Raw genomic sequence first — 26,602 nt, forward strand, 5'->3', positions numbered from 1 at the left:
CTAACCTTCCAGGAGGGTGATGAGGTGGCGCTCAAGCGTGGGCCAGTCATCAATGCGCACATGGGCGTGCTCTGCTTTTTCAAGCATCGGCCCAAGGCGCGGGTCGGCAATGAAGTGCACGCGGTGAACATCGGGCGCGTGCTCGGCCACTGAGGCATGCTGTGGTGGCAGGTCATCCACAAACACCACGGTCTTGCGCGTGGCACTGGCCAGCATGGCAGCTACCGGGCCTTTTTCGCCCCGGTTGGCAATCACCGGTACATCAAGCCCGTGGCCACGCAGGTTGGTGGCGCGGGCGTCCCGGCACCGGTCCGGCACGTTGGAGAGCACGGCGATATCATAGTGCGCTTTCAGGCTATCCAGCGCTTCGCGCGCGCCGTCCACCAGCGGCACATCATGGGTGCAGTCGTCAAAAAAACCGGCAATCAGGGCTTTCACTACCGCGCCTTCCGCACGCTTTTCGGTGCTCAGGTCAAAGATATTGCCGCCAAGCTGGAAGCTTGTGAGCCGAAGCTCATGCCCACGCGAGGGCAGGTAAGCTTCAAGGTGTTCAACAAAGCGCAGCAAAACCTCGTCCGCATCCAAAAGAAGAAGCGGCCTTGAAGGGTTTATCTGCGCGCTGAAGGTTGCTGCGTCCACTTGCCTACCATTCCTGCCCTTCACCACCACCTAAAGCCCGCCAGGCTTTCACGATGGTCTCGGGCTTTTCTTCCGAATAGGAAGAGAATGCCATCAGGTCGGGCTCATGGCCCATCAAAAATTCGAGAAGTGAAGCAAGGAAGGCCTGGTCTTCAATGCGGGCGCGAATGTCATCAACCCCCACGCCTGAAAGGGCGATAAACCTGTCCCGCAGCTCATCTTCAGAGAAAATAAACGCGGCAGCGCGAAGTGCGATAGCCTGTGCAAAGTCAACTGTCATGAAATTCTCTCGCCAAATATTCTAACTTGTCTTTTGTATTTAGTTAACTTTCCCATGCGATTGTTAGGCTGAGCAAGACATGAAATGGCTTTTTTGTCACAATGATCGAACCGCCACCGAAAATTCTATTTAAATACCTTAGCGGGCTTGTCTTTTGATAAGAACCACGCCTATTATTTGCCGCTAAGGGTAAACAGTTGCTCCAGCGATAAGGAGCTAGGGGAAGCGTATGGGTAAGAAGATCCTGATCGTCGAAGACAACGAGCTGAATATGAAGTTGTTTTGCGACCTTTTGGAAGCTCATGATTATGAGACAATCCAAACGCGTGATGGCATGGCTGCACTTGACCTTGCACGCGAACATAATCCGGATCTCATTCTGATGGATATTCAGCTTCCGGAGGTCTCTGGCCTTGAAGTCACCAAATGGCTCAAGGAGGACGAAGACCTGCGCAAAATTCCTGTTGTTGCGGTCACGGCTTTTGCCATGAAGGGCGACGAGGAAAAAATCAGGGAAGGGGGCTGCGAGGCCTATATCGCAAAGCCCATTTCAGTTGGGCATTTCCTTGAGACAGTAAAACAGTTCGTAGGATAGGAATCCGATGACAGCGCGGGTGCTGGTAGTTGATGATGTTCCGCCGAACGTCAAGCTGCTCGAAGCTAAGCTCACGAGTGAGTATTTCGACGTTCTGACCGCGTTTAGCGGGCCTGAAGCGTTGGACGTTATCAGCCGCGAACACCCTGATATTATCCTGCTGGACGTGATGATGCCCGGCATGGACGGCTTTGAGGTCTGTCGCCGTATCAAGGCAGACAGCGCCACCGCCCATATTCCCGTTGTGATGGTCACAGCGCTTGACCAGCCGTCCGACCGTGTGGCCGGGCTTGAGGCTGGCGCGGATGATTTCCTTACCAAACCGGTACAAGACCTCGCGCTTTTCGCGCGGGTGCGCTCGCTTGTGCGTCTCAAGGTGATGATGGACGAGCTGAGAAACCGCGAAACCACAGGCGCAAGCCTTGGCTGGGAAAATGAAGAAGAAATACCGTTCGATACTGCCGTGCCAACAGACGGCGCCATCCTTATTGTGGATGAGCAGGAACGGGTGATGGAACGCATCGCCCGCGCGCTTGACGGTGTGGGTGACCTCACCTTCATGAACGGCGGGGAAGACGCGGCAGACCGCGCGCGGGAGAAAAACTTCGACCTGATCATCGTGTCGCTCACCATGCGTAACACAGACGGCCTTCGGGTCTGCTCCAAGCTCCGCTCGTTTGAGGAAACCCGCCATGTGCCCATCCTTGTGATGGTGGATGACGGCAATACCAAACTGCTGGTACGCGCGCTTGAGATGGGCGTGAACGACTATGTAGTGCGCCCGGTTGACCGCATGGAATTTCTCGCGCGGGTGAAAACCCAGCTTAAGCGCAAGCGCTACGCCGACAAACTATGGGAAAACTTCCACCTTTCCATGCAGCTTGCCACCACGGACGCTGTCACCGGGCTTTATAACCGGCACTATCTTACCAGCCACCTTGAAACGCGCCTGCAGGCGGCACAAAGCTCCGGCAAGCCGCTTTCTGTTCTGATGATGGATATCGACCACTTCAAGAAGGTGAACGACACCTACGGCCACGCGGTGGGTGATCTGGTGCTGAAGGAGTTTGCCAACCGTATCGCCAAAAATATCCGCGGGGTGGATTTGGCGGCGCGCTACGGCGGTGAAGAATTTGTGGTGATGATGCCTGAAACACCAACCGACTGGGCCTTCATGATCGGGGACCGGTTGCGCCAGGAAGTGGCGGAAAACCCGTTTGATGTGGGCGCGCCAGACGGCCCGGTGCAGATATCGGTTTCCATCGGGGTGGCAACAAGCGGGGCCATGCACAACCCGGCAGCCCTGCTTGACGCGGCAGACAAGGCGCTCTACGCCGCCAAGTCGGGTGGCCGCAACCGTGTGATCATCGCGGGGCAGGAAAGCGCCTGAGCGGCGCTGATCGCCTAAACAGTAGCCTAAACATCTGTGTTCCGAGTTACTTTCAATTCATTTCATGTGGGGGAACACAATGAGCGACTATGACATGGGGCCGGGAAATGGCCCAAGAAGCCCGGCGGAAGATAAAGACCGCACCACCGCCATTATCATCTATGTTCTGTATCTGGTTGGCTTCGCAGCCGGCATCACCGCCGTTGTGGGCGTGGCCATGGCGCATTCAAAAGCCACACACGACCCCGTCTGGCGCACGCACTTTGACTATCAGGTGCGTACCTTTTGGCTTGGCCTCGCCACCATCATTGTGGGCGGCATCCTCTCGCTTGTACTCATCGGCTACCTTATCCTTGCGTGGTGGGCGCTCTGGACCGTGATCAGGGTGGTGAAGGGCCTGATGCTTGCTATTAACAATGAGCCGGTTGATGATCCACAGACCATGCTTTGGTGAGGTAGGAGAACATTGCATCGTGAGGTGAAGTTGACGATAGCAAGCGGCGCCAATACTTAGGTTCTATTCGTTGTCAGAAATGCCATATTCTCTGCGCAGGTAGTTTAATGCGGAATTGGCTTTAATGTGCGCTATTTTCCTGTAATGGGTGATGTTTCGCCATTCAACCTTGTTGCGGTCCACCACGAAATCTTCGCCGGTGCCAATGTCCACTGTGAGCATATAGAACATTTTATTTATGAAACTGTCGTGTGCTTGTCGGACAAGGTGCTGAAGGTATGGAGCGTCTGAGCTAAAGTTCTCTGCTAGTTCGTCAATCTTTGTTCGCTCAAAGACCATCCAGTCTGGAGTGGGGTAATTGGCCTGCTCGCGCCATGCAGCGATGTTGTTAGATTCTTTTAACAACTCTTCCAGTTCGAGCGAAAGTTCATCAGCTAACGGACCTAGTTCTGCAATGCGCTGTTGGCGGGCTAGTCTCTGTGGAAGGGTTGCGCCAATCCAGGCCACAAATATTAGTACGACCACATTTGCCCATTGCCCAATTACGCTCCATTTTGTCCAATCCAGCGGCGGCCGTTCCGACAATACTAGCCCAATAACAAGACCAAGGAGGGTGGCTAATGCCAAACTGGCGCCCAAATGCAAACGTATTGCACGTTTAAACCAATCCACCACCTGCCATCCTCCCCACGTATTGTGATGTCTTTCGAAGTGATTGGGGGCAGCATACATTTCATTGCGGCTTGAAGTCATCATCCAATATAAAAAACGCCGCAGCCCGTGAAGGCGCGGCGTTTCTCTAATACTTGTCGGAAAACCTAGATTATTTAATCTTGGCTTCCTTGAATTCTACGTGCTTACGAACAACCGGGTCGTACTTGCGCAGGACCATTTTCTCGGTCATCGTGCGCGGATTCTTCTTGGTCACGTAGAAGTAGCCGGTATCCGCGGTGCTAACCAGCTTGATTTTGATGCTGGACGGCTTAGCCATCTTATTCACTCCAAGAAAACAGTGTTGCCGGCTGCCTCATGCAACCGCTCAGTGGGCGCAAAATACTGATCACCCCCCATAAGTCAAGCGCTGTTTGGCAAATCATATAATATTTTTCTGGCCCTTGGGAAAACATTCAGGAAATGCTAACGCTCGGGTAACCATTTCTGTGCCAAAACATATGTAGCGAAGTCATTAAGGGCAGACGATGTCGACACTAGATAATAACCTTGTTGAAGAATTACGCACCGAAGCCATTGATACGGTTGAGGACCGGCTTCATAACCTGAATGAAGCGGTGAGCGAATATCAGGCAGGCCGTGTGCTGGGTGAGCATGCGCTGGCGACCATTCGCCTTGAGGCGCATTCCCTGAAAACCGTGGCGGCCAGCTTTGAGATGAAAGCGCTGAAGGTGATGTGCCACCGGTTTGAGGATTATTTCTTCAATATGTCGGAGCTGACGCCCGAATCGTGCCGCGATATCCACTTTTATGCAGACCGTATGGCCGAATGCCTTGATGCCTTCATCAACGGGCGCGAGATTGATATCTCGCAGCTGATGCGCAAGCTGCCCAACAAGGGCGGCTTCAACGTTGGTGACGTGACGGTAACGGACATTGAGGTGATGCTGGTGATGGAGCCGGGCACGGCGACCAAGATTGTCACCCGCGAGCTACTGGAATGCGGTTACCGCATGATCAACGTGGCTTCCACCATGGATGCTATTCAACTGATTCCCTCCATGCGGCCGGATGCGGTGATCGTCTCGCGCGTGATGCCGGAGCTTTCAGGCATTGACCTGGCGTGTGCCTTGAAGGCCATGCCAACAACGCGAGATATCCCCGTGGCGCTGATTGCCACAAGCCAGAAAGAAAAGTTCAAGGACCTGCCGGAAAGCGTGCCTGTGCTTAGGAAAGGCGCCAATTTCGCCGATGACGTGGCGGATGTTTTTGTTGAGCTGGGCATCCTCTAGCGCGCATTCTTGACACCGAAATCTCTTCCCTTGCTTGCGTTGCTTTCGTGCAACGCTCTGCCACCTCTAATGCCTATAATTAAAGTAAAATTGCATTTAATTTTAAAATGCGGCAGTCTCAAGCTGTTGTGGGGCGGTATTTGATAGAGGGAAGTGTAATGAAACCGCAAATTACTTTGATCGCCGGTTTGGCAATGACAGCTGTATCTTTTGGTGCAGTTTCTGCCGCTGACGAATCTGAAGCGAGCGCATGTTTGGCGCCCATGTCTGACTATAGCGCGGGCATGCCAACGGTTGAGGGTGCTGAGGGCCTGACACCGGAAAAGCGTATCGTTGAAACGACAATGGCCTTTAAAGAGGTGATGGATGCTGCGGAGCGTTCACACACCTGTTTCCAGGGCGCGATTGATGATGGTGCAACGGGTGACGAGCTTGCTGCTCTTCAAGCCGGTGTAGCGGAAAGCAATCGTATTTTCGCAAATGTGCAGAGCCAGTTTAGCGATGCGCTTGATGCGATGTCTGGTGATGTTCTCTCCGACGTGGCTCCGGCTGCTGGTGCAGGGGCAGAAGCAGACCTGGAAGCTGAAGCAACAACCGTGGCAGGCATGGAACTTCTGTTCGATAGCTACATGGCGCTTGAGCGTTCACAGGAAATCAGCAAACGCTTTTCGCGGACTGCTGCAAAATAAGCCATATTGGTTGGGCGCGAATGCGCCACACCAGTGAGACATTTTAAATGCCCCAGTGCCAGAGATGGTGTTGGGGCATTTTTCATGATGCTTATCAAGCGGTTGCGCTGAAAAAGGCGGGGAAAATCACCGCCACACCCGCGCCACAGAAACCGTCACACTTTTGCCTACAGATGTGGGGCGATTGGTGGCGGCTCAGATGCCGTTCAGCGCCACTCAGATGCCACTCAGATGCCGCTCAGATGTCTGTATTGCCCGTCTGATCATCCCCAGGGGCGGCGAGCGCAAGCGGGTCACCCTCGACCTCTTCTTCGATATCAGGCACCGGCTGGTGGGCGGCGTTGGGTTTAAACTTCAGCACAACGGTGGGCAGGATGCTGAGCTCAAGCTCAATGTCTGTGAAGTGAAACTTGTTGAATTTCAGGTTCTTACGGGTGCCACTGGCGCGGAAGAGCGAGTTGAGGATGGTGTTGATCAGCTTTTTTTCGCGGGTTTCAAACAGCAGTGCGCGTTCCTCGTCGTCGCTGATCAGCTCCCTCAGGCGCAGGTGCGGCACCACTTTGGGGGAAAGGCCGAGCCCGACTTCAATTTCGGTTACGTCATAGCCCGCGCGCTCAATATAGGGCAGGGCCTCGTTGAAGCGCTCTGCGGTTTTGCTAAGTGTATCAGAACTAAAGCCTTTTATGCCGTCCATGGTGGCGGAATAGGCGTCGCTGGCGCTTGTACCCCAGCTGTGGTCTTTCTTGCGTCCAAGCAGGGCCTGGCGCATGTCTTCCATGATTTCCGGTAGCTTCTTTTTCACGCGTCACCCCGTTTTTATCGCTCTTATGAACATAGGAAGGGGGACGCCGGGGCGCAAGCGGTTGCTAGCGCCTTAGCGAATGATTTCAACGCTGTCGCGGTCTTTGATGCTGTAAAGCATGGCAGGGCGGTGTGCGCCGGCCGCGTATTTCTTGCCGGTTTCCTTGATCAGGTCCAGCGAGAGAATCCATTTGCGGAAGTTGCGTTTGTCGAGTTCTTTGCCCGTAGCCTGCTCATAAACGATCTGAAGCTGCGACAGGGTGAATTCCTCTGCCATAAATTGCAGGCCGATGGTGGAATATTCCATCTTTGCGGCCAAGCGTTTACGAGCCACATTGATGATTTCCGTATGGTCGAATGCCAGTTCCGGCAGTTCGGAGATCGGGAACCAAGCCACTTCGGCCGCGTCCGTTCCTGCTTCAGGTAGCAGATGCTCAGACGGCGTAAGTGTATAATAAGCAACGCTTATTACGCGTTCGCGCGGGTCACGATCCACCTTGCCAAAGGTGTAAAGCTGCTCAAGATATACATCCTGAAGGCCAGCTTCTTCTGCAAGCTCACGCTTCGCGCAGGCGTCCACGCTTTCGTCCAGCTTTACAAAACCGCCGGGCAAAGCCCATGATCCTTTATAGGGTTCACCGCCACGTTTGATCAGCAATAGCTGTAATGCATTTTCTCTCACGGAAAAAATGACAATATCGGTGGTGACCGCAGGATGGGGATATTGATATGTGTAAGTCATACCTATTTCGTGTTTTTCTTACGTTTATTAGGTTAATTGGGCTCTCATCTTCAAGCTTGCGACCCCCTTGCAAGTTCGACTGCGAAACTACTATCAGACTTTCTGGATCAATGTCCAATTTTGTTTGTCTAGTTTTGAAATAATAGGGAAAGTTGCGGCTTTTTTGTTTGTGGAAAGGGTCTCTTGTCCCGGATTTATTTAAAATTTTATCAATTTCGCCGCTTGTCTTTGAAGTAGCGGTAGAATTTGACAGCGCGCCAGCTTACTGGTGTCGGGTACATTTGTTTGGCAGAGAAGGATTGAAACGAGCCTGTACTTGGCCGTTTTGAAAAGAAACCTGTTTCCGACCTTGACCCCGGCGCAAATTTGGGTTGGTATCTGCCAGAACGTTTATCCTATACTATACTGTATCCAAGATTTGATGAGGGGAAGGGTAATATGCCGCTCGCACAACTAGAAAATATTATGAACCTTTTTCGGGGCAAAGAGCTCGACGCTGAAGGCAAGAAACAGTTGGTACGCGAGGCGCTTTTGATGGCGCTGTCACGCGCAACCAACGCTGATACCAATATTTCGGGGATTGAGATTGCTACTGTTCAGGGCATCATCAAGGACCGTACGGGTGACGAAGTGAGCGAAAAGGACATTCGTGTTGCAGCTCTTTCTGACCTCTACAATGAAGCAACGCTTGAGCGTTACCTTTCCAAAGTGAGTTCCAAGATCGGCGCTGAAGACAGCAAGATGATCGTGGGTGCGCTCGCGGAAGTGATCAAGGTAGACGGTAAAGTCAGCCCGTTTGAGGTTGAGTTCTTTAATAGTGTTGCGGCGTCGCTGGGCATGTCCCACGCTGATTGCGCCGGGGTTATTGATTAACCAGCCTAGAGAATATTCCCTATCAGGGGAGAAAAAGGCGGGGATTTCCCCGCCTTTTTTATTGCTTGGTGCTCTTGTTACTCGAGCGGTTCATCAGCGGAATAGATCACATAAATCTTCATGTAACCTTTTGAATCCCAAACGCCTTTCCAGTCACGACCGATAGTGACGGCGTCGCCTGGGCCGATCTCGGTCACGGTGCCGTCGGCGGAGGTCAGTGTTACGCCGCCCTCAACAAAATACATAAATTCATCAACACCGTAGTGATCGATTGTCATGCGCACGGGGCCGGAGCGGTACATGCCACTATCGAACTTCTTGTCGGCAGAGAGGAAGTTCTCGATGTCCTGTGTCTGGTAGGTGCCGATCTCGCTTTCATGCTCTTGCACAAGCGGTTCGTGATCGGAGAAAAACTGACCTGCAATCTGATCCTTGGAGATTTTTTTGGGATGGGCGTGATCGTTTTTATCTGCAAAAGCAGCTGAACTGAATAGGATACTGATCACAAAAATAAGGCTTAGATACCGCATATGATTGGCGCTCCCTGTTATGTTTGACCATAAACCTTCAAGGCTCTGGTTTTGCGTTGGATGTATCATATCAAACTATCGGCAGAAATGTGATCACAAAATATGCGGCTGTGTTGTGGCGATAAGGCTACCCGGTTGCTCCCTAGTCTGTGGCCGCGATGACATCTTTGGCGATGATAAGCTGCTGTATCTGGCTGGTGCCCTCATAAATGCGGAACAGGCGTGCGTCGCGGTACAACTGCTCAATGCCATAGTCTGCGATGTATCCTGCACCGCCGTATATCTGCACGGCCCGGTCAACCACCCGCCCCACCATTTCTGAGGCAAACAGTTTTGTGCATGAGGCCTTGCGTTTGGTGTCTTCGCCAGAATCCCGCGCTTTTGCGGCGTCGCGGATCATGCACTCAGCCGCATATATCTCCATCTGGCTATCGGCAATCATGGCTTGAATGAGCTGGAAATCAGAGATGGCGTTGCCGAACTGCTTCCGTTCCTTGGCATAGCGCACGGTGTCGCGCAGCACGCGTTTGGCAAGCCCGGTGCAAACGGCTGAGATATGCAGCCTGCCTTTATCAAGCACCTTCATGGCGGTGCGGAAGCCCATATTCTCGCGTCCACCAATGATATTCACTGCGGGCACCCGGCAATCTTCAAAGATCACGTCAGCAACCGGCGCACCTTGCTGGCCCATTTTTTTCTCAGGTTTGCCGATGCGCAGGCCGGGCGTACCCGCCTCAACCAGAAAAGCTGAAACCCCGCGCGCGTCGTTGCTCTCGAGATCAGTGCGCGCCATGACGGTAAAAAGGCCAGCATAGGGAGCATTGGTGATGAAACGTTTGGTGCCGTTCAGGATATAATCCTCATCGTCACGCTTCGCTGTGGTGCGCAGTGATCCGGCATCAGATCCTGCTTCGGGCTCCGTTAAGCAGAAGGAGCCAATAAGCTCACCGGACGCGAGCTTTGGCAGATAGGTGGCCTTTTGCTCAGGTGTGCCGTCAAGCACAATTGCTTGTGAGCCAATGCCTACGTTGGTGCCAAAGATGGATCGAAACGCAGGGGCGGCCTCGCCAATCACCATCGCAACCTCAACCTCTTCCTGCATATTGAGGCCAAGGCCGCCAAATTCTTCAGGGATGGAAAGGGAAAACAGCCCAAGGTCACGGATCTCTGAGACAATATCATCAGGAATTTTGTCCGTGTCTGCGACTTCACGCTCAGCGGGGATAAGCCGGTCGTGAACATAACGCTCAAGCGTTTCGCACAGCTGTTTGAGGGTATCCTGATCAAGCGCCATTATTTTGTCCTTCCCCTAGTCCATCTTAGGCTTTGACCTATAGTTAATACGAGCGATTAAAAAGGCAATGAAGGTGACCTGATTCCACTTCCCGTGAGGGAGCGCCGGTTATCTGAAATTGACACTGGCATTTTCTGGTATGCTATTTATTTTAGCCCTTAAATAATGTGAGCTATGGGGAGTGTTAAATGCAAACGGCCTTTATTTGTGACGGTATCAGGACGCCGGTTGGACGATATGGCGGTGGCCTCTCAGCCGTGCGAACGGACGACCTCGCCGCTCACCCCATAAAGGCGTTGATGGAGCGGAACGCAGGTGTCGACTGGGCGTTGGTGGATGACCTGTTTTACGGCTGTGCCAATCAGGCGGGCGAGGATAACCGTAATGTGGGGCGTATGGCGGCGCTTCTTGCGGGTCTTCCTGTTGATGTGCCTGCGGTGACGGTTAACCGTTTGTGCGGCTCAGGCCTTGAAGCGCTCGCCCAGGCCGGGCGAGCTGTCATGGCCGGGGAGGCCGAGCTTACAATCGCCGGCGGGGTTGAGAGCATGTCCCGTGCGCCGTTTGTGATGCCCAAGGCAACTGGGGCTTTCTCGCGCCAGGCAGAGATATATGACACCACCATCGGCTGGCGGTTTGTGAACAAGGCGCTGAATGCGGCTTATGGCACCGATTCGATGCCCGAGACGGCCGAAAACCTTGCCGCAGACATGAATATCAGCCGGGAGGATCAGGATGCTTTTGCGTGCCTGTCTCAGGCGCGGGCTGAGGCAGCGCAAAAGGCTGGGCGCTTTGCTCGTGAAATAGCGCCCGTTCGTATTCCCCAGCGTAAAGGCGATGATCTGATCATCGAACATGATGAGCACCCTCGCCACGGCACCACGGTGGAAGCGCTAGCTAAATTGCGCGCACCGTTTCGGGAAGGAGGCACGGTGACAGCCGGTAACGCCTCCGGCACCAATGACGGTGCAGCCGCGCTGATTGTGGCGAGCGAGCTTGCGGTCAAAAAACACGGCCTTACACCAATGGCCCGCATTGTTGGCGCTGTCTGTGCTGGCGTGCCGCCCCGCACCATGGGTTACGGCCCTGTGCCCGCCACACAGAAGCTGTTGAAACGGCTGGGCCTTTCCCTTGAGCAGATGAATGTGATTGAGCTGAATGAGGCGTTTGCCGCGCAGTCGCTTGCGTGCCTTCGCGGCCTTGGCTTGCCGGATGATGCGGCGCATGTGAACCCGAATGGCGGGGCGATAGCCCTTGGCCACCCGCTTGGCATGTCTGGCGCGCGCATTGCACTTACGCTCGCGCATCAGCTAGAGGAAACCGGCGGCCGGTACGGCCTCGCCACCATGTGTATCGGTGTGGGGCAGGGCATTGCCATGGTGATTGAACGCGCTTAGGGCGCAAAATTTTATCTGATTTCTGGCTTTAGCGCGTCGGTGCCCTAACTTTTCTCACAAGAAGACCTTGGGCAGGCGAAATGCTAACGCCCAAAGAGGACGAGGGGAAATTATGAGCACAGTATCAACAGAAATGCGTGGTGACATTGCTGTCATCACCGTCAATAACCCACCGGTGAATGCCCTTTCGCACAGCGTTCGGGCGGGGCTGTCTGACGCGATGAAAGCCCTGACAGCCGATGATGCCGTTAAGGCGATTGTTATCGCGTGTGAGGGGCGCACCTTTATTGCAGGTGCTGATATCCGTGAGTTTGGCAAACCGATGCAGGAACCGCATCTGCCGGATGTGGTGAATGAGATTGAGGCGATGGAAAAGCCGGTTGTGGCCGCAATCCATGGCACGGCGCTTGGCGGTGGCCTTGAGGTGGCGCTTTCCTGCCATTACCGGGTTGCGCTTTCCTCAGCCAAAATTGGTTTGCCTGAGGTGAAGCTTGGCATATTGCCGGGGGCTGGTGGCACCCAGCGTTTGCCACGTATTGCGGGGCCCGCGAACGCACTTGATGCCATTATCAGCGGTAGGCACGTAAGCGTAAACGAAGCCAAAAGCTGGGGCGTTCTGGACGAGCTTGTTGATGATGGCCTTCTGGATGCCGCTATTGCATGTGCAGAAGCCGCCATTCAAAAAGGCCCCCGCCGCACGGGCGAGATTGAGATCGACGGTAGTGCGTTTGGGGAAGAGTTTTTCGCAGGCTTCCGCAAATCAATCGCCAAGCAAACGCGAGGCTATTTCGCGCCGGAACGCTGTGTGCAATGTGTTGAGGCTGCAGTGAAGCTTCCGCTTGCTGAGGGCTTGAAGCGCGAGCGTGAGCTTTTTTATGAATGTGCCCAGAACCCGCAGTCCCGTGCGCTTCAGCATATGTTCTTTGCTGAGCGGCAGGTCAGCCGCATTCCGGGTGTTGATAAGGAAACACCGCGCCGCGCCATTAAGAAGGTTGGCATCATCGGTGCTGGCACAATGGGTGGTGGCATCGCCATGAATTTCGCGAATGCTGGCATTCCGGTCACTATTCTTGAGGTACAGCAGGAGGCGCTTGATCGTGGCCTTGGTGTTGTGCGCAAAAACTATGAGCGGTCAGCCGCCAAGGGTAAACTAACCGCCGAGCAGGTGGAAGGCCTGATGGGTCAGTTTACCGGCACTCTTTCTTATGATGACCTGGGTGATTGTGACCTGATTATTGAAGCTGTGTTTGAAACCATGGAGATCAAGAAAAAGGTCTTCACGGAGCTCGACCGGGTGGCAAAAGATGGGGCTATCCTTGCTTCCAACACGTCGTATCTGGATGTGAACGAGATTGCGGCCTGCACCAAGCGCCCTCAGGATGTGCTTGGTCTCCATTTCTTTTCGCCAGCCAATGTGATGCGGCTTCTTGAGATTGTACGGGCTGATAAAACAGCAACTGACGTGCTGGCCACATGTATTGACCTCGCCAAAACCATCCGCAAAGTTGGTGTGGTTGCTGGCGTATGCCACGGCTTTATCGGTAACCGCATGCTGTCACCCTATGGCCGCGAGGCATCGCTTGCCGTGATTGAGGGCGCGAAACCTGAAGAGGTAGACGCTGCGCTATATAACTTCGGCATGCCGATGGGGCCAATGACAATGTCAGACATGGCGGGTGTTGATATCGGTTACCTTAACAGGCAGGGCGTGGGCCGCGAGAATTACGAGACCAAAGCCTATGACTGGGTTGATCGCCTTGTGGAACAAGGCCGCAAGGGCCTGAAAGTTGGCAAGGGTATTTACACCTATGCGGAGGGGGACCGTACCCCACAGCCAGACCCATCCGTGATGGCTATCATTGAAGAAGAAAGTGCCAAGCTGGGGATTGAGCGCCAGTCTATCCCCGCAGAGGATATTGTTGAACGTTGCATGATGGCGCTGATCAATGAGGGCGCGAAGATATTGGGCGAGGGCAAAGCCTACCGCGCCAGTGATATCGATGTGGTTTACGTGAACGGGTACGGCTATCCGCCATACCGTGGTGGACCAATGCACTACGCAGACAGTATCGGGCTCGAGAAAGTTTATGCCCGTATCTGTCAGTTCGCGGAAAACTTCGGGCCGCGTTGGTGGCAACCGGCGCCGCTCCTGAAAGAATTGGCGGAAGCCGGGAAAAGCTTTACAGACTATGACCGTGAAAACGCGGGGTAAGGAATAAAATGAGCAATTTTATAAATGATCTTTTTGGCCTTGAAGGCCAGGTGGCACTCGTTGCGGGCGCAAGTTCCGGCATTGGGGCCGAGTTTGCCCGGGCGCTGGCAAGCGCTGGCGCAGATGTAGTGCTTGGTGCCCGCCGAGCTGACCGCATTGAGGCGCTGGCTAATGATATCGCGTCAGCTACCGGGCGTAGAACACTTGCCGTCGCGCTTGATGTAACAGACCGGGCCAGCATTGAAGCAGCGTTCGAGAAGGCCAAAGCCGAATTGGGTGTGCCGACAATCGTGTGCAATAACGCGGGCATCGCACGGCCAAACTGGGCGCTTGAGGATAGCGAAGAGGATTGGGACGCCACGATGAACACCAACCTTAAGGGTATGTGGCGCGTGGGCCAGATTGCAGCCAAAGCCATGCTGGAGAACGGCAAGGGTGGCTCGATCATCAACACGGCCTCTATCCTTGGCCTTGGTGTTGGCCCGCAGCAACTGACCTATGCGACCAGCAAGGCGGGTGTTGTGCAGATGACCCGCGCGATGGCCATTGAGTGGCAGCGCTGGGGCATTCGGGTAAACGCTCTTTGCCCCGGGTATTTCAAGACAGAAATCAACGATGCCTTCCTTGATAGTGATCTTGGGCAGCAAATGCTGGCACAAAGCCCGGCGAAACGTGCAGGAAAACTGGCGGAACTTGTGCCTGCAATGCTGATGCTGGCAAGCCCGGCTTCAAGTTTCACTACAGGGGTGGCATTGCCTGTTGATGGTGCACATTCTGTGAGGCTTGCTTAGCCAAGACTGGCTGCTTAGCTACAAGAAAAGAGAATAAAAAAACGGGGGCGAAAGCCCCCGTTTTCATTTGAGTATTTACCTTGAGACTTAGAAGTCTGCGCGGAATGCAACACCAAACACCCGTGGCTCGTTCACGAAACCAGTGAGGTTGTTGAAGTCGATCACGCCTTTAACGTTGGCTTCGTTTGTGATGTTGCGAGCAAAGACAGCGGCCTCATAGCGGCCATCAGCCCAGCGGTAACCAGCACGCATGCCAAGTTCAAACGTACCGGTCGACTTGAACTCTGCAGCTTCATAGAGTGTGAAGTTCGTGTCGCCTTGGTAAGCCCAGTCTGCAAACAGGAAGACTTCTTCGTCGTCACCCATTGGCATCGTGTAATCAGCAGTGACGTTGAACGTCCAATCAGGTGCTTGTGGCAGCGGGTTGCCATGAACAATGGCGCGGCCCTGTGCATCAAGCGGGTCTGTTGGTGTACACATGCCGGTGCCACAAACAGGAACCCGAACGCCTTTAGCGAAGATTTCGGTGTGAGCGTAGGACGCGCCTGCGGTCACGGTGAAGTTTTCTGTCACAAGGAATTCGAGGTCTGTTTCAAAACCGTAACCTTCAACGCGACCGAGGTTGAGGAGGCGAACGTTGTTGTCGCCACCACCAACAGCGGTAACCTGAAGGTCGTCTACGTTATAGTAGAATGCTGCACCGTTCCAACGCATGCGGCCTTCAACGAGGTCTGCCTTGAAACCAGCTTCATAAGAGATGATGGTTTCTTCTTTAGCCGTTGTTGGTACACCAAAGAAAGCAACATCACGACCCTGAATGGTAGGGGCGCGGAAGCCAGTGGCAACACGTGCGTAAACTGACAGGTCATCATTGATGATGTGGTTGAGAGCGATGTCCCAGCTCAGGTTGTCGCCGTCGAGGCTAACGGTTGGAAGCGCTGAACCAAAAGCACCTGAGTAAGAGTCAGCGGTTTTCTCGTCATCTGTATAACGCATACCAACGGTCAGTGTGGTCGCCTCAGTCAGGTCGTAGCTTGCCTGACCAAAAAGCGCCCATGTCTGGTTCTGGTGACGGACAGTCGAGTCTGGCACGAAGAACGGACGGGTGCGGATGGTGAAGTCGCTATCGAAGTAGAAGAAACCGAACTGGTAGAACAGCGCGTCACTGGCTTGGCCGGACAAACGTAGCTCCTCAGTGAACTGATCGAGATTATCGATACAGTCTTCCGTGGTGCTTGGGAACGGAACAACGCCCGGGCCACCTGTGTTACCGCCATCGATATCACCGATGCCGCAGCCTTTTGTGGTTTCATAAGCGCTAACAGATGTCAGTGTCATGTCATCACCGAAGTCCCATACGAGCTTCGCGGAAGCACCCCAGCTATCGTAGCTTTGGGTGTTGTTGTGCGTGTCGTCATGGAACACCGTGTCACGGTCAAAGTTTTCGTTCAGCTCAGGTGAGCCTGCATCGAAGATGTTCGCACGGAAAACTTCAGACGTACCGTCAAGCGAGCGGTAATGGAAATTAAGGAGCGCATCAAAGTTGTCTGTTGGTTCAATAAGAACCTGAGCACGCATCGCAGCTTCAACGAAGCCGCCCATTGCGTTTTCTTCACCACTGAAGCCGTTGTCGATCCAGTCGTCGCGGCGTGTATAGAGACCAGAAATACGAGCGGAAACTTTTTCGCTGATGCCTGCGCCGTAAGCCGCTTCAATAGAAGCTGTGCCGAGGCTGCCGTAGCTTGCGCTTACGTAACCTTCAGGCTCCTGGCTTGGCTTGCGAGTATCAAATTTTACGATACCAGCCGGTGTGTTGCGACCGAACAGCGTGCCTTGTGGGCCACGAAGAACCTCAACGCGCTCAATATCGAAAAGCGGGAAGCTCTTGAGGATCACGTTTTCAAGAACAACGTCATCAACAACAATTGAAACAGGCTGGGAAGCAGCAAGATCGAAATCGGTGTTACCGAGACCGCGGATATAGAAGCGCGGAGCAACACGACCGTTGGACGATTCTGCGTTCAGTCCAGGTACGCGGCTTGAGAGAAGACGGATGTCTTCACCACCAGCTGCAAAGTCTTTGATTTTGTCGCCAGCAATTGCTGAAACGGAGATCGGAACATCCTGAAGGCTTTGTTCGCGCTTCTGAGCAGTTACGACAATCTCTTCCAGCATGAAGTTGCTGTCTGCGCTTTGCGCATAGGCACCGGCTGAAAGCGCGAGCATAGAGCAGCCTGCAACAAGGCGCGCGCTATTGTTAAACCAAGTTTTTTTCATGGTATGTTTCCTCATTCGAAGTACGCAGCTTCTTATAGTCATATTTATGGGAATCACCCGGGCCGGCAGATCTGAGGGCTGGCGGTCCTTGTTATATTGGGGGCGCCCGGAGCTTTAGTTTGCATAGCTATCAAAGTTTTGCGACGCAATTCCGCTCTATTTTGAAGCAGATAGGCATGCAGGACACACAAGTGTTGCACTTTAGCAACCGGCATTTCCTACAGATTCTATTTGCCCTTCCGAAGGCGCTGCGCTTCCTCTCATTGTTTTCACGAGTGTTTACAGGCGAGTTTCGGGCAAAAAAAGAGATGGTTTTGGATAAACCATCACTCATAACTCTCTCGAAACCTGACCCATTTTAAGCAGGGCTAAGATCAGCGTACATTAGTGGACTACCGAGTCAAGATAATCGATTGCATCAAAAACACGACGCTTAATCTGAAGGCTTGATTGTGGCTTTCGTGCAGCGCTAGTGTGCAGCCATGAAATTTGAACAGACATTACAAAAAGGGACGCTGATCAAGCGCTATAAGCGCTTTTTGGCGGACGTTGAACTGCCGTCAGGCGAGATTGTGGTGGCGCACTGCGCGAACTCCGGCTCCATGCTTGGCTGCAAAGAGCCGGGCAGCACGGTTTGGCTTTCTCCCAACACCAATCCGAAAGCCAAGCTGAACTGGCGCTGGGAGATGCTGGAGGTTGGCGGTGCTCTCGTGGGTATCAATACCAGCCGTCCCAACGCGATTGTTGAGGAAGCCATACTGCAGGGGGGTATCCCTGAGCTTTCCGGCTACGCTTCCTTAAAACGGGAGGTTAAATATGGTGCGGCAAGCCGTATTGATATCCTGCTGGAAGGGCCGTCCAGCACCAGCCTGGCTGAGAAATGTTACGTTGAGGTCAAGAATGTCACCCTCAAGGTGGGGGAGGACGCCCAGTTCCCCGATAGTGTAACCGTGCGGGGCACCAAACATCTGCGCGAACTGATGGATATGGTAGCCGAGGGGCACCGTGCCGTGATGGTGTATCTGGTGCAACGCGGCGATTGCACCGTCTTTGCCCCAGCAGCGGATATTGACAAAGTTTATGCCGAGACGTTAGGGGAAGCGGCAAAGGCTGGTGTGGAGCTACTGTGTTACACTTGCGACCTCACCACAGATGGTATCAAGGTTGCCGGAACACTTCCCATTCGGCTCTGAGCCTCGTACACTGCCAATAGTGGTACTGTCAGGCAAGACTATAAGGATTGAAAGATGAACTATGTTGACGCGCTAGATGTTCCTGAAACCCGCACAGGCGCGATTAAAATCCATGGTCCAGAAACATTTGATGGTATGCGCGCGGCTGGCAAGCTCGCCGCTGAGGTGCTTGACTATATCACGCCACATGTGAAAGCAGGCGTCACCACCGAAGAACTGGACCGGCTTTGCCACGAATTTATCCTTGATCACGGCGCTGTGCCTGCACCGCTCAACTATCGCGGGTTTCCAAAGTCCATCTGCACGTCAATCAACCATGTAATTTGTCACGGCATCCCGGGCCCCAAGAAACTCAAGGACGGGGACGCCCTGAATATTGACGTGACTGTCATTCTGGACGGTTGGTACGGTGATACCAGCCGCATGTTTTTTGTGGGCAAGCAAAAGCTGCTGGCTGAACGGCTTTGTCAGGTCACTTTTGAAGCCATGTGGAAGGGCATTGAGGCTGTGAAGCCCGGCGCGCGCCTTGGCGATATAGGGCATGCAATCCAACAACATGTGGAAGCACACCGCTATTCAGTCGTGAGAGACTTCTGCGGGCATGGCATTGGCCGGGTTTTCCATGATGAACCAAGCGTGATGCATTTTGGTCGCCCCGGCACAGGGCCTGAGCTGCGTCCCGGCATGTTTTTCACCATTGAACCAATGGTAAATGCGGGCAAGCCGGGCTCAAAAATCCTGGCGGACGGCTGGACAGCTGTTACTCGCGATAAAACTCTTTCCATGCAGTTTGAGCATACCTTAGCGGTAACAGAAGACGGGTATGAGGTCTTCACCAAGTCACCAAAAGGGTGGTTCTGCCCACCCTATGACACCGCCGAATAAGCTGGAGGCTGAATGGGGGATCAAGCCAAGGTTCAAAGTCACGTGAACGGGCATCGTGCCCGCCTTCGGGAACGTTTCCTGAAGGGCGGTGCAGACGCACTTGCCGACTATGAGTTGTTGGAGCTGATCCTTTTCCTCGCGATTCCGCGGCGGGATGTGAAACCTCTCGCGAAAGGCTTGATCGAGCGGTACGGCAGCTATGCCGGTGTTTTAAGCGCTGACGTTGAAAGCCTGCGCGCAGCCCCTGGGCTTGGGGATACCGCGGTTGCGGCCATCAAGTCCGTGCAGGCGTCCGCGCTTCGCCTCGCACTCGCGGGTGCCAGCACACGGCCTGTGATGTCCAACTGGTCTGCGGTGACAGATTATCTGCAAGGCGCGATGGCACATATCCCGCGTGAGCAGTTCCGTGTTTTATTTCTCGACCGTAAAAACGCGCTTCTGAAAGACGAAGTGCTCAGTGATGGCACGATTGATGAAGCAGCGGTGTATCCGCGCGAAGTTGTAAGACGTGCGCTTGAACTTGATGCCACGGCACTTATACTTGTTCATAACCATCCGTCAGGCGACCCGACACCAAGCCGGGCTGATGTTATAATGACAAAAAATATCATTGAAACCTGCGACAGGATCGGCATTCGTGTGCATGATCACATCATTGTAGGAAAAACGGGCCAATCGTCTTTTAAAGAGCTTGGCTTAATGTAGATTTAAAAACTCCGCGCTAAAATACCGCGGATATGGGACGGACCATACGGGGTAGGGCAAAGCGCCCCGCCGTCTAACGATTGAGAGATACATGTATTGGGAACAAGTAAATTCAACCCGTGAAACCCTTGAAGACCTGCCCATTTCTGCGAAGGTCGTGCTGATGTCAGCCGACGGCAAGGCGCTGGTGATGCGTAAAGACAGTGGCCTGTTTGATTTGCCCGGCGGCAAGGTGGAATCCGGTGAGGACCTTTTTGATGCGCTCAAGCGCGAGGTGAAAGAAGAAACCGGCCTCAAGGTCAAGAAGGTCGAATTTATCTCCAGTTGGGTCAAACATCACCCCACACTCGGGGACCGGCTCATGCTGGTGTTCAGTGGTCGTCTGAAAAAAAAGGCGAGCGACATAAATATTTCACTATCCAGCGAGCATAACTGGGCAGAATTTAAAGGTGCGAAAGGCACGTTTAAATTCAAGGATATTCCACCGGGTTATGCCAATGCGCTGCATATCTGTTTTGCGCGCTTCGGCAAGCTATAGCGAATGAAGGTCCATCTTGTACGAGATCGAACGTAAATTCCTCGTCGACAAAGCGCGGCTCAAACTTCCGAGAAAATTCAAATCTATCGAACAAGGCTACTTGATGCGCGCGGAGGGCCGTTCCCTGCGTGTACGCAAGGTTGAGGGCGGTTATATCCTCACGCTCAAGCTCGGCAAGGGCACAAAGCGTGTTGAGATTGAACGCCCGCTCAGCAAAGCAGAAGGGGCCGCGCTGATGTCACAGTCCCTTGACCCGCTCATCATCAAGAAGCGTTATGCGGTCAAGTTTGGCGGGCATGTGTGGGACGTTGATGTCTTCAAGGGTGAAAATAAGGGCCTTGTGCTGGCTGAGGTTGAGCTGGACGATGAAGACGAGGTTTTTGATCGGCCAGACTGGGTAACCCGCGAGGTAACTGGTGACCGGCTTTTCCAGAACTCCACGCTGGCAACGCACCCCATCTCCATGTGGCGGGATGCGTTTGAAGAGTTTTGTCAGCCCGTGTCTATAGGATGACCTAATTCGCGTGGCGGGCAGCGATTGTCGATAAACGCTTGTCAAGGTCTGCCCGGCTGTACCAGCGCCCGGCGGCCATAACCCCGGCCTGTTTGGTGATGTTGAGCGCGTCCTCGCTGGGGTCAGCGTCAAGGAGGATAAGGTCCGCCCTCGCACCAACGGTGATGGTGCCAAACTGGTCTTTGTCCTTGAAATAGCGGCCAGGTGCTTTGGTGCCAATGTCAAGAATTTGAGCAGGTGTCAGGCCCGCGTCCACCATTACTTCAATCTCGCGCCAGATAGAAAAGCCGGGCACCGAGAAGGTTTGCGGTGCGTCGCTGCCCATGGCGAGATTAACGCCAGCATCAGCAAAAGCCTTTAGAAGCCGCTGCCGGTTATTTGTGGCCATTGCGCTTGGCCTCGCCGATTGCGCGGTCTGGTGCCATTGTGCGAGCATTCTTTTGGGCACATAAGCATTTTCTGGTCGGTCAAGCAGGGTTTGAACCTCAGCGTCCGTGAGGGCAGTGCCGCCGCCTGTGCTGCTGTAGAAAGTGTTGAAAAGCGCCTGTGTTGGCACAATCCAGGTGCCGCTATCAAGTGTGATCTGAATGGCGCGCTGAAGCTCTTCCTCGGTCAGGGCATGGTCGTCACCGTCAAGCCAACTGATGTAACCGTCCATATGGTCGATGGAAATTTGGCCCACGCTGAGCGCACGCTCAATACCTACGTCCGACGGCACATGGCCCCCAAAGGGATAGCCAACGTCGTTGGCGGTTTTGGCCATCGCGTCATATTCCGCTCTCGTCAGCCCGGGGTGGATTTTCTGCAAGTCCCAGCCCTCAGCTGCAAATCGTTTGGTTTTCTCCACAGCTTCCTCTACGGAGCTAACGGAACTGCCATTCAGGCTGGGTGCCGCAAGGTAAAGCGTGGGGCCAGCAATCTCACCGCTGTTGATACGGTCCCTCATGGCGAACTGACCCGGGTCACCCAGCATGCCGCGCACTGTGGTCACTCCGCCTGCAAGATACAGGAAAAGGGTTTCTTCTGTCTGCTCTTTGCCCCAACTGGCAGGCGGCAGGTGACCGTGCATTTCCGTGAGGCCGGGGATCAGGAATTTGTCGGTGCCGTCAATGATTGTCAGGTCATCTGTCATCGGGCGCGGTGCGGCATCACTGGTGATGGCGATAATACGGCCCCCGTCCACCTGCACCGCGACATGCTCAATGGCCTCGCCGGTATCCGGGTCAAATATGGTGACATTGGTAAATATCGTTGCCGCATGGCACTGTAGTGAAAACAGCAAGCCAAGACTTATTCCGATGAGCGCGCGCATGATGGGGTCTCCCTCCCGTAAGTTGCGGATATGCTCGCGGGCGACGGGGAAGGTGTCAAGGGAACTTGCGATGAGCCGAGCTTTCTGCTAGCAGAGCGGCAGTTTTTAGATATTTCTTTCTGTGTGAGGAGCGCGCCCCATGATCCCTCGTTATGCCCGCAAACAAATGACCGACATTTGGGAGGCGGAAAACCGCTTCCGTATCTGGTTCGAGATTGAAGCGCATGCGTGTGACGCGAACGCCAAGCTTGGCCGTATACCGGAAGCTGCCGCCAAAGCGGTATGGGAACGGGGCCAGTGGGAAATTGACCGCATCGATGAGATCGAGCGCGAAGTGAAACACGACGTGATCGCTTTCCTTACCAATCTGGCCGAACACGTGGGCGACGAAGCGCGCTTTGTGCACCAGGGCATGACGTCCTCGGACGTTCTGGACACCTGCCTTTCCGTTCAGCTAATGCAGGCGGCGGACATCATTATTGATGACCTTGAGAAGCTTCTTGTTGTGCTGAAGCGCCGCGCTGAAGAACACAAATACACAGTTTGTATTGGCCGTAGCCACGGCATTCATGCTGAGCCCGTAACCTTTGGCCTGAAAATGGCACAGGCGTATGCCGAGTTTGACCGCTGCCTTGAGCGTATGAAGATTGCACGCAAGGAAGTGGCAACCTGCGCGATCTCCGGCGCGGTTGGTACTTTCGCGAACATCGACCCCTATGTGGAAGAACATGTGGCCGAAAAGATGGGCCTTGAGGTTGAACCTGTGTCCACGCAGGTGATTCCGCGTGACCGCCATGCTATGTATTTTGCTGTGCTGGGTGTAGTAGCCAGCTGTATTGAGCGGCTTTCCGTTGAAGTACGTCACCTTCAGCGCACCGAAGTGCTGGAGGCGCAGGAGTATTTCTCCAAAGGCCAGAAGGGCTCAAGCGCGATGCCGCACAAGAAAAACCCGATCCTCACAGAGAACCTCACGGGCCAGGCGCGTTATATCCGTGCCATGGCGATCCCGGCGATGGAAAACGTGGCGCTGTGGCATGAGCGGGATATCTCGCACTCAAGCGTAGAGCGTTACATTGGCCCGGACGCGACCATCGCGCTTGATTTCAGCCTCGCGCGCCTCACCAACGTGATGGACCAACTGCTGGTATACCCTGACAACATGCTTGATAACATGAACAAGATGGGCGGCTTGCCAAACAGCCAGCGTGTGCTTCTTGAGCTGACACAAGCAGGTGTGAGCCGTGAAGACGCTTACCGCCTTGTGCAGGCCAATGCGATGAAGGTTTGGGAAAGCCGTGGTGAGTTGCAGCTTCTTGACCTCTTGAAGGCGGATGAAACCGTGACCAACAAGGTTTCCGAAGCTGAGCTTGAGGAGCTTTTCAACATGGATTACCACACCAAACATGTGGACACGATTTTCAAACGTGTGTTTGGCGAATAAGCCGAAACAGCTTTGGGTATGAAAAAGGGCGGCCATCTGGCCGCCCTTTTGTGTTTGCGGGTTGCTATTATTCTAGCGCGTCGTGTAGAAACTGCCGTACGGTGGTGATGTACAGCTTTTCATTGTCGCCCATGGTGGCGTGGCCCGCGTCTGGCACGATCAGGGTTTTTGCACCGTCGATCATATCTGCATATTTCATACAGCTTTTGGGCGCCGCTTCATCAAATTCACCACAGATCATCTGGGTTGGCACATTGATGCTGGCAAGCTTTGGGCTGATGTCATAATCCCTCAGCGTGCCGGGCGCAAAAAACTCAGATGGGCCCCACATATATTCATACATCTCACCGTTGCCTTTGGGGCCGTCAGTGCGGTAGCGCTCAAGCGGGCAGGGCGACGTGCGGCACATGTGGCGCTTATAGAACTCTGCTTCTGCTGCGCGGTATTCTGGCGTATCTGTGGTGCCGTTCGCTTCATGACGGCGGATTGTTGCAGCGACATCTTCGGGCAATTGGTCAATCCATACCTGATTATCGGCCAGCCATTGGTGCGTGGAAATCAGCGGGCTTGAAAGGATAGCGGCCTGAAGGCCTTCAGGCCTGCGTGTAGCATATTCAGCCGCGAGTGTGCCGCCCCAGCTATGGCCCGCAATAATCACATCTCTAAGCCCGAGCGCGTCACGAATACGGTCAATCTCTGCCACAAAATGTTCAACGGTCCAGGTTTCAATGTTACCGGGCCGGTCTGAATTGCCGGTGCCCAACTGGTCATAGAGGATAACCGGGTATTCATCCGAGAGCGCCACATAGGGCATGTTTGAGCGGTGCGTGCCGCCCGGGCCACCATGCATCATGATAATGGCGGGCTTTTTTCCCATATGCTCACTACCGTTCAGCCGGTACCAGATGCGGCCGCCATCGACCTCAATGTAACCCGCAATCTCAGGGTCCTGATGCGCAAAACTAGGGCTTGTGAAAGCCAGAATGGCCAGTAACCCTGAGATAAGAAGGCGCCGCATATATGTTCCTCTAGCTAAGCTGGGCGGCGTGGTGCCGCAGATGGTCTTCAATGAAGGTAGAGATGAAGAAATAGCTGTGATCATACCCTGGATGCTTGCGCAGGGTGAGCTTTTGTCCCGCTTTCTCGCACGCCTCTTCAAACAACTCAGGCTTCAACTGGCCTTCGAGGAAGTTATCCGCAAGACCTTGATCGATCAGGATTTCCGTATCTGTTGCCCCATGTTTTTCCATCAACGCGCAGGCATCGTAGTCTGCCCATGCTGTACGGTTCGCGCCGAGATAGCCAGTGAGTGCTTTTTCGCCCCACGGGCAATTCATGGGCGAGACGATGGGCGCAAACGCGGAAATGCTTTTATAGGTATCCCGGTTTTTGAGGAAGATGGTCAGCGCACCGTGCCCACCCATGGAGTGGCCAGTGATGCCCTGTCGGTTCATGTCGGCGGGGAACTGGTCTTTAACCAGCGCAGGCAACTCGCTGGTGACGTAGCTGTACATCTGGAAGTTCTCAGCCCACGGCGCTTCCTTGGCATCCACGTAGAAACCTGCACCTTTGCCAAAATCATAGGCGTCGTCGTCCGGCACATCATCACCGCGCGGGCTTGTGTCCGGACAGATAACCATCAAGCCAAGCTCGCTGGCGACCCGCTGGAAACCGGCTTTCACGGTGGCGTTGTCTTCCGTACAAGTGAGGCCTGAGAGGTACCACAAAACGGGCACGCGGCCCTCTTGAGCTTGTCGGGGCGAAAAGACGGAGAATCGCATCTCACACCCAAGGGTTTTCGAGGTATGTTTGTAATAGCCTTGCGTGCCACCAAAGCAGGCGGTCTCTGAAATCACCTCAAACGACATCAGTACATCACCACTGAGCGGATGGATTTGCCTTCGTGCATCAGGTCAAACGCACTGTTGATCTCGTCAAGCGGCATGGTGTGGGTGATCAAGTCATCGATATTGATCTTGCCGTCCATGTACCAATCTACGATCTTGGGTACATCGGTGCGGCCTCGTGCGCCACCAAAAGCGGTGCCGCGCCATACACGCCCGGTAACCAATTGGAAGGGCCGGGTGGAGATTTCCTGCCCCGCACCGGCCACCCCAATGATGATGCTTTCGCCCCAACCCTTATGGCAGCATTCAAGCGCCTGACGCATGGTGTTCACGTTGCCGATGCACTCAAAGCTATAGTCTGCGCCGCCGTTCGTCAGGTCCATAATGGCCTGCATCACGTCGCATTCCTTGGGGTTGATGAAGTCAGTCATGCCGAACTGGCGGCCCATGGCTTCACGCTCATTATTAATGTCAACGCCGACAATTTTATTGGCACCAACCATGCGCGCGCCTTGAATAACATTGAGGCCGATACCGCCAAGGCCAAACACCACCACGTTTGAGCCGGGCTCAACTTTCGCGTCAAACGCAACAGCACCTACACCTGTGGTCACGCCACAGCCGATGTAGCAGATCTTCTCGAACGGTGCGTCCTTGCGTACTTTCGCGAGCGCGATTTCAGGCAGCACGGTGTGGTTCGAGAAGGTTGAACAGCCCATATAATGGAGGATTGGTTTGCCATCGATCGAGAAGCGACTGGTACCATCCGGCATCACGCCTTTGCCCTGTGTCTCGCGGATCGCCTGGCAGAGGTTGGTTTTGGGGTGCAGGCAATAGTCACATTCCCGGCACTCAGGCGTATAAAGGGGGATCACATGGTCACCGGGCTTCAGGCTTTTGACGCCTTCACCAACCTCAAGCACAACACCGGCGCCTTCATGGCCCAGAATGGCAGGGAAAGCGCCTTCAGGGTCGTCGCCTGAAAGGGTGAAGGCGTCCGTGTGGCAAACGCCTGTGGCTTTGATCTCAACGAGCACTTCGCCCGCCTTGGGGCCTTCAAGGTCAACTTCCTCGACAGAAAGTGGTTTACCCGCGCCCCAAGCAACTGCAGCCCGTGTTTTCATGATGGTCCCCTCTATAACTGATGTTTTTCTGTGATCTGATCGCCAGATCTGAGTGTACTAAAACCGATTGACCGATTAGAGTGCAACCCTTCTTGAATTCTGGTTTAAAGAATTCTGG

The 26,602-nt window shown here is 54.1% G+C and carries 27 protein-coding genes and 2 pseudogenes; 16 read left to right on the plus strand and 13 right to left on the minus strand.

What is annotated here, in order from left to right:
- Positions 1-639: a hypothetical protein gene (locus ACOOGA_RS16935; protein ID WP_417462050.1), complete on the minus strand. Its 639-nt coding sequence runs from the start codon at positions 637-639 to the stop codon at positions 1-3.
- Positions 640-643: 4 nt separating this feature from the next.
- The gene (locus ACOOGA_RS16940; protein ID WP_417462049.1) at positions 644-919 is read right to left on the minus strand and encodes a DUF3572 domain-containing protein; all 276 of its coding nucleotides are present in this window, start codon (positions 917-919) and stop codon (positions 644-646) included.
- Between the two features lie 229 nt (positions 920-1,148).
- Here ACOOGA_RS16940 and ACOOGA_RS16945 point away from each other — a divergent pair, with 229 nt between their 5' ends.
- From ACOOGA_RS16945 to ACOOGA_RS16955, 3 genes are all read left to right on the plus strand, one after another.
- The gene (locus ACOOGA_RS16945) at positions 1,149-1,514 is read left to right on the plus strand and encodes a response regulator (RefSeq protein ID WP_020401241.1); all 366 of its coding nucleotides are present in this window, start codon (positions 1,149-1,151) and stop codon (positions 1,512-1,514) included.
- A gap of 7 nt (positions 1,515-1,521) precedes the next feature.
- Positions 1,522-2,904 (plus strand): PleD family two-component system response regulator, encoded by a 1,383-nt coding sequence (locus tag ACOOGA_RS16950; protein WP_417462048.1) that lies wholly within the window; start codon positions 1,522-1,524, stop codon positions 2,902-2,904.
- 79 nt (positions 2,905-2,983) lie between these two features.
- Positions 2,984-3,358 (plus strand): DUF4870 family protein, encoded by a 375-nt coding sequence (locus ACOOGA_RS16955; RefSeq protein WP_417462047.1) that lies wholly within the window; start codon positions 2,984-2,986, stop codon positions 3,356-3,358.
- Positions 3,359-3,421: 63 nt separating this feature from the next.
- On the opposite strand, the gene ACOOGA_RS16960 is transcribed toward ACOOGA_RS16955, so the two are convergent.
- Entirely contained in the window at positions 3,422-4,033 is a 612-nt protein-coding gene (locus ACOOGA_RS16960) for a hypothetical protein (RefSeq protein ID WP_420429058.1), read from the minus strand.
- A 148-nt stretch (positions 4,034-4,181) separates the two neighbouring features.
- The gene (gene rpmG / locus ACOOGA_RS16965) at positions 4,182-4,349 is read right to left on the minus strand and encodes a 50S ribosomal protein L33 (RefSeq protein WP_020401238.1); all 168 of its coding nucleotides are present in this window, start codon (positions 4,347-4,349) and stop codon (positions 4,182-4,184) included.
- Positions 4,350-4,557: 208 nt separating this feature from the next.
- Here rpmG and ACOOGA_RS16970 point away from each other — a divergent pair, with 208 nt between their 5' ends.
- Positions 4,558-5,322: an Hpt domain-containing protein gene (locus tag ACOOGA_RS16970; RefSeq protein WP_417462045.1), complete on the plus strand. Its 765-nt coding sequence runs from the start codon at positions 4,558-4,560 to the stop codon at positions 5,320-5,322.
- Positions 5,323-5,480: 158 nt separating this feature from the next.
- Positions 5,481-6,011 (plus strand): hypothetical protein, encoded by a 531-nt coding sequence (locus tag ACOOGA_RS16975; RefSeq protein ID WP_420429060.1) that lies wholly within the window; start codon positions 5,481-5,483, stop codon positions 6,009-6,011.
- 238 nt (positions 6,012-6,249) lie between these two features.
- Here the strand turns inward: ACOOGA_RS16975 and ACOOGA_RS16980 are convergent, their stop codons facing one another.
- Together ACOOGA_RS16980 and ACOOGA_RS16985 are read right to left on the minus strand one after the other, a co-directional pair.
- The gene (locus ACOOGA_RS16980) at positions 6,250-6,813 is read right to left on the minus strand and encodes a hypothetical protein (RefSeq protein WP_417462043.1); all 564 of its coding nucleotides are present in this window, start codon (positions 6,811-6,813) and stop codon (positions 6,250-6,252) included.
- A 72-nt stretch (positions 6,814-6,885) separates the two neighbouring features.
- Positions 6,886-7,554: an NUDIX hydrolase gene (locus ACOOGA_RS16985; RefSeq protein WP_417462042.1), complete on the minus strand. Its 669-nt coding sequence runs from the start codon at positions 7,552-7,554 to the stop codon at positions 6,886-6,888.
- A 465-nt stretch (positions 7,555-8,019) separates the two neighbouring features.
- On the opposite strand from ACOOGA_RS16985, the gene ACOOGA_RS16990 reads away from it, so the two are divergent.
- The gene (locus ACOOGA_RS16990) at positions 8,020-8,427 is read left to right on the plus strand and encodes a TerB family tellurite resistance protein (protein ID WP_417462041.1); all 408 of its coding nucleotides are present in this window, start codon (positions 8,020-8,022) and stop codon (positions 8,425-8,427) included.
- A 77-nt stretch (positions 8,428-8,504) separates the two neighbouring features.
- On the opposite strand, the gene ACOOGA_RS16995 is transcribed toward ACOOGA_RS16990, so the two are convergent.
- On the minus strand, positions 8,505-8,933 hold the full coding sequence (locus ACOOGA_RS16995; RefSeq protein WP_420429062.1) for a cupin domain-containing protein: 429 nt from the start codon (positions 8,931-8,933) through the stop codon (positions 8,505-8,507).
- 166 nt (positions 8,934-9,099) lie between these two features.
- Positions 9,100-10,251 (minus strand): acyl-CoA dehydrogenase family protein, encoded by a 1,152-nt coding sequence (locus tag ACOOGA_RS17000; RefSeq protein ID WP_417462039.1) that lies wholly within the window; start codon positions 10,249-10,251, stop codon positions 9,100-9,102.
- A gap of 188 nt (positions 10,252-10,439) precedes the next feature.
- On the opposite strand from ACOOGA_RS17000, the gene pcaF reads away from it, so the two are divergent.
- From pcaF to ACOOGA_RS17020, 4 genes and pseudogenes are all read left to right on the plus strand, one after another.
- A complete protein-coding gene (pcaF, locus tag ACOOGA_RS17005; protein WP_417462038.1) occupies positions 10,440-11,645 on the plus strand; it encodes a 3-oxoadipyl-CoA thiolase in 1,206 nt (401 codons plus the stop codon).
- Between the two features lie 133 nt (positions 11,646-11,778).
- Positions 11,779-13,395, plus strand: a pseudogene (locus tag ACOOGA_RS17010) (3-hydroxyacyl-CoA dehydrogenase NAD-binding domain-containing protein); the annotation flags it as partial.
- Positions 13,396-13,620: 225 nt separating this feature from the next.
- A pseudogene (locus ACOOGA_RS17015) lies at positions 13,621-13,857 on the plus strand (3-hydroxyacyl-CoA dehydrogenase family protein); the annotation flags it as partial.
- A gap of 8 nt (positions 13,858-13,865) precedes the next feature.
- Positions 13,866-14,648, plus strand: coding sequence for an SDR family NAD(P)-dependent oxidoreductase (locus ACOOGA_RS17020; protein WP_417462037.1), 783 nt, complete (start codon positions 13,866-13,868; stop codon positions 14,646-14,648).
- Positions 14,649-14,735: 87 nt separating this feature from the next.
- Here the strand turns inward: ACOOGA_RS17020 and ACOOGA_RS17025 are convergent, their stop codons facing one another.
- The gene (locus ACOOGA_RS17025) at positions 14,736-16,925 is read right to left on the minus strand and encodes a TonB-dependent receptor (protein WP_417462036.1); all 2,190 of its coding nucleotides are present in this window, start codon (positions 16,923-16,925) and stop codon (positions 14,736-14,738) included.
- A 482-nt stretch (positions 16,926-17,407) separates the two neighbouring features.
- On the opposite strand from ACOOGA_RS17025, the gene sfsA reads away from it, so the two are divergent.
- The 5 genes from sfsA (at position 17,408) to ACOOGA_RS17050 (ending at position 20,760) form a co-directional block, all read left to right on the plus strand.
- Positions 17,408-18,118 (plus strand): DNA/RNA nuclease SfsA, encoded by a 711-nt coding sequence (sfsA, locus tag ACOOGA_RS17030; RefSeq protein ID WP_417462035.1) that lies wholly within the window; start codon positions 17,408-17,410, stop codon positions 18,116-18,118.
- A gap of 54 nt (positions 18,119-18,172) precedes the next feature.
- Positions 18,173-19,003, plus strand: a complete 831-nt coding sequence (gene map / locus ACOOGA_RS17035) for a type I methionyl aminopeptidase (RefSeq protein WP_417462034.1) — start codon at positions 18,173-18,175, stop codon at positions 19,001-19,003.
- A gap of 12 nt (positions 19,004-19,015) precedes the next feature.
- Positions 19,016-19,708 (plus strand): RadC family protein, encoded by a 693-nt coding sequence (gene radC, locus ACOOGA_RS17040; RefSeq protein WP_417462033.1) that lies wholly within the window; start codon positions 19,016-19,018, stop codon positions 19,706-19,708.
- 91 nt (positions 19,709-19,799) lie between these two features.
- Entirely contained in the window at positions 19,800-20,246 is a 447-nt protein-coding gene (locus ACOOGA_RS17045) for an NUDIX domain-containing protein (RefSeq protein ID WP_417462032.1), read from the plus strand.
- 16 nt (positions 20,247-20,262) lie between these two features.
- A complete protein-coding gene (locus ACOOGA_RS17050; RefSeq protein WP_417462031.1) occupies positions 20,263-20,760 on the plus strand; it encodes a CYTH domain-containing protein in 498 nt (165 codons plus the stop codon).
- Position 20,761: 1 nt separating this feature from the next.
- Here ACOOGA_RS17050 and ACOOGA_RS17055 read toward each other — a convergent pair whose 3' ends face one another.
- Entirely contained in the window at positions 20,762-22,072 is a 1,311-nt protein-coding gene (locus tag ACOOGA_RS17055; RefSeq protein WP_417462030.1) for an amidohydrolase family protein, read from the minus strand.
- A 139-nt stretch (positions 22,073-22,211) separates the two neighbouring features.
- Between ACOOGA_RS17055 and purB the strand changes: the two genes are divergently transcribed.
- The gene (purB, locus tag ACOOGA_RS17060; RefSeq protein ID WP_417462029.1) at positions 22,212-23,513 is read left to right on the plus strand and encodes an adenylosuccinate lyase; all 1,302 of its coding nucleotides are present in this window, start codon (positions 22,212-22,214) and stop codon (positions 23,511-23,513) included.
- 67 nt (positions 23,514-23,580) lie between these two features.
- Here purB and ACOOGA_RS17065 read toward each other — a convergent pair whose 3' ends face one another.
- Genes ACOOGA_RS17065 through ACOOGA_RS17075 form a run of 3 tightly spaced genes read right to left on the minus strand, consistent with a single transcriptional unit; the run spans position 23,581 to position 26,484 of the window.
- Positions 23,581-24,531 carry a proline iminopeptidase-family hydrolase gene (locus ACOOGA_RS17065; RefSeq protein WP_417462028.1) on the minus strand — a complete coding sequence of 317 codons (951 nt, stop codon included), beginning with the start codon at positions 24,529-24,531 and terminating at the stop codon, positions 23,581-23,583.
- Between the two features lie 10 nt (positions 24,532-24,541).
- Entirely contained in the window at positions 24,542-25,381 is an 840-nt protein-coding gene (fghA, locus tag ACOOGA_RS17070) for an S-formylglutathione hydrolase (RefSeq protein WP_417462027.1), read from the minus strand.
- Positions 25,381-26,484, minus strand: coding sequence for an S-(hydroxymethyl)glutathione dehydrogenase/class III alcohol dehydrogenase (locus ACOOGA_RS17075; RefSeq protein ID WP_417462026.1), 1,104 nt, complete (start codon positions 26,482-26,484; stop codon positions 25,381-25,383). Before ACOOGA_RS17075 ends, fghA begins: the two co-directional genes overlap by 1 nt.
- Positions 26,485-26,602 lie beyond the last annotated feature (118 nt).

The sequence above is a fragment of the Kordiimonas sp. genome (assembly GCF_965216265.1).
Taxonomy (GTDB): Bacteria; Pseudomonadota; Alphaproteobacteria; order Sphingomonadales; family Kordiimonadaceae; genus Kordiimonas.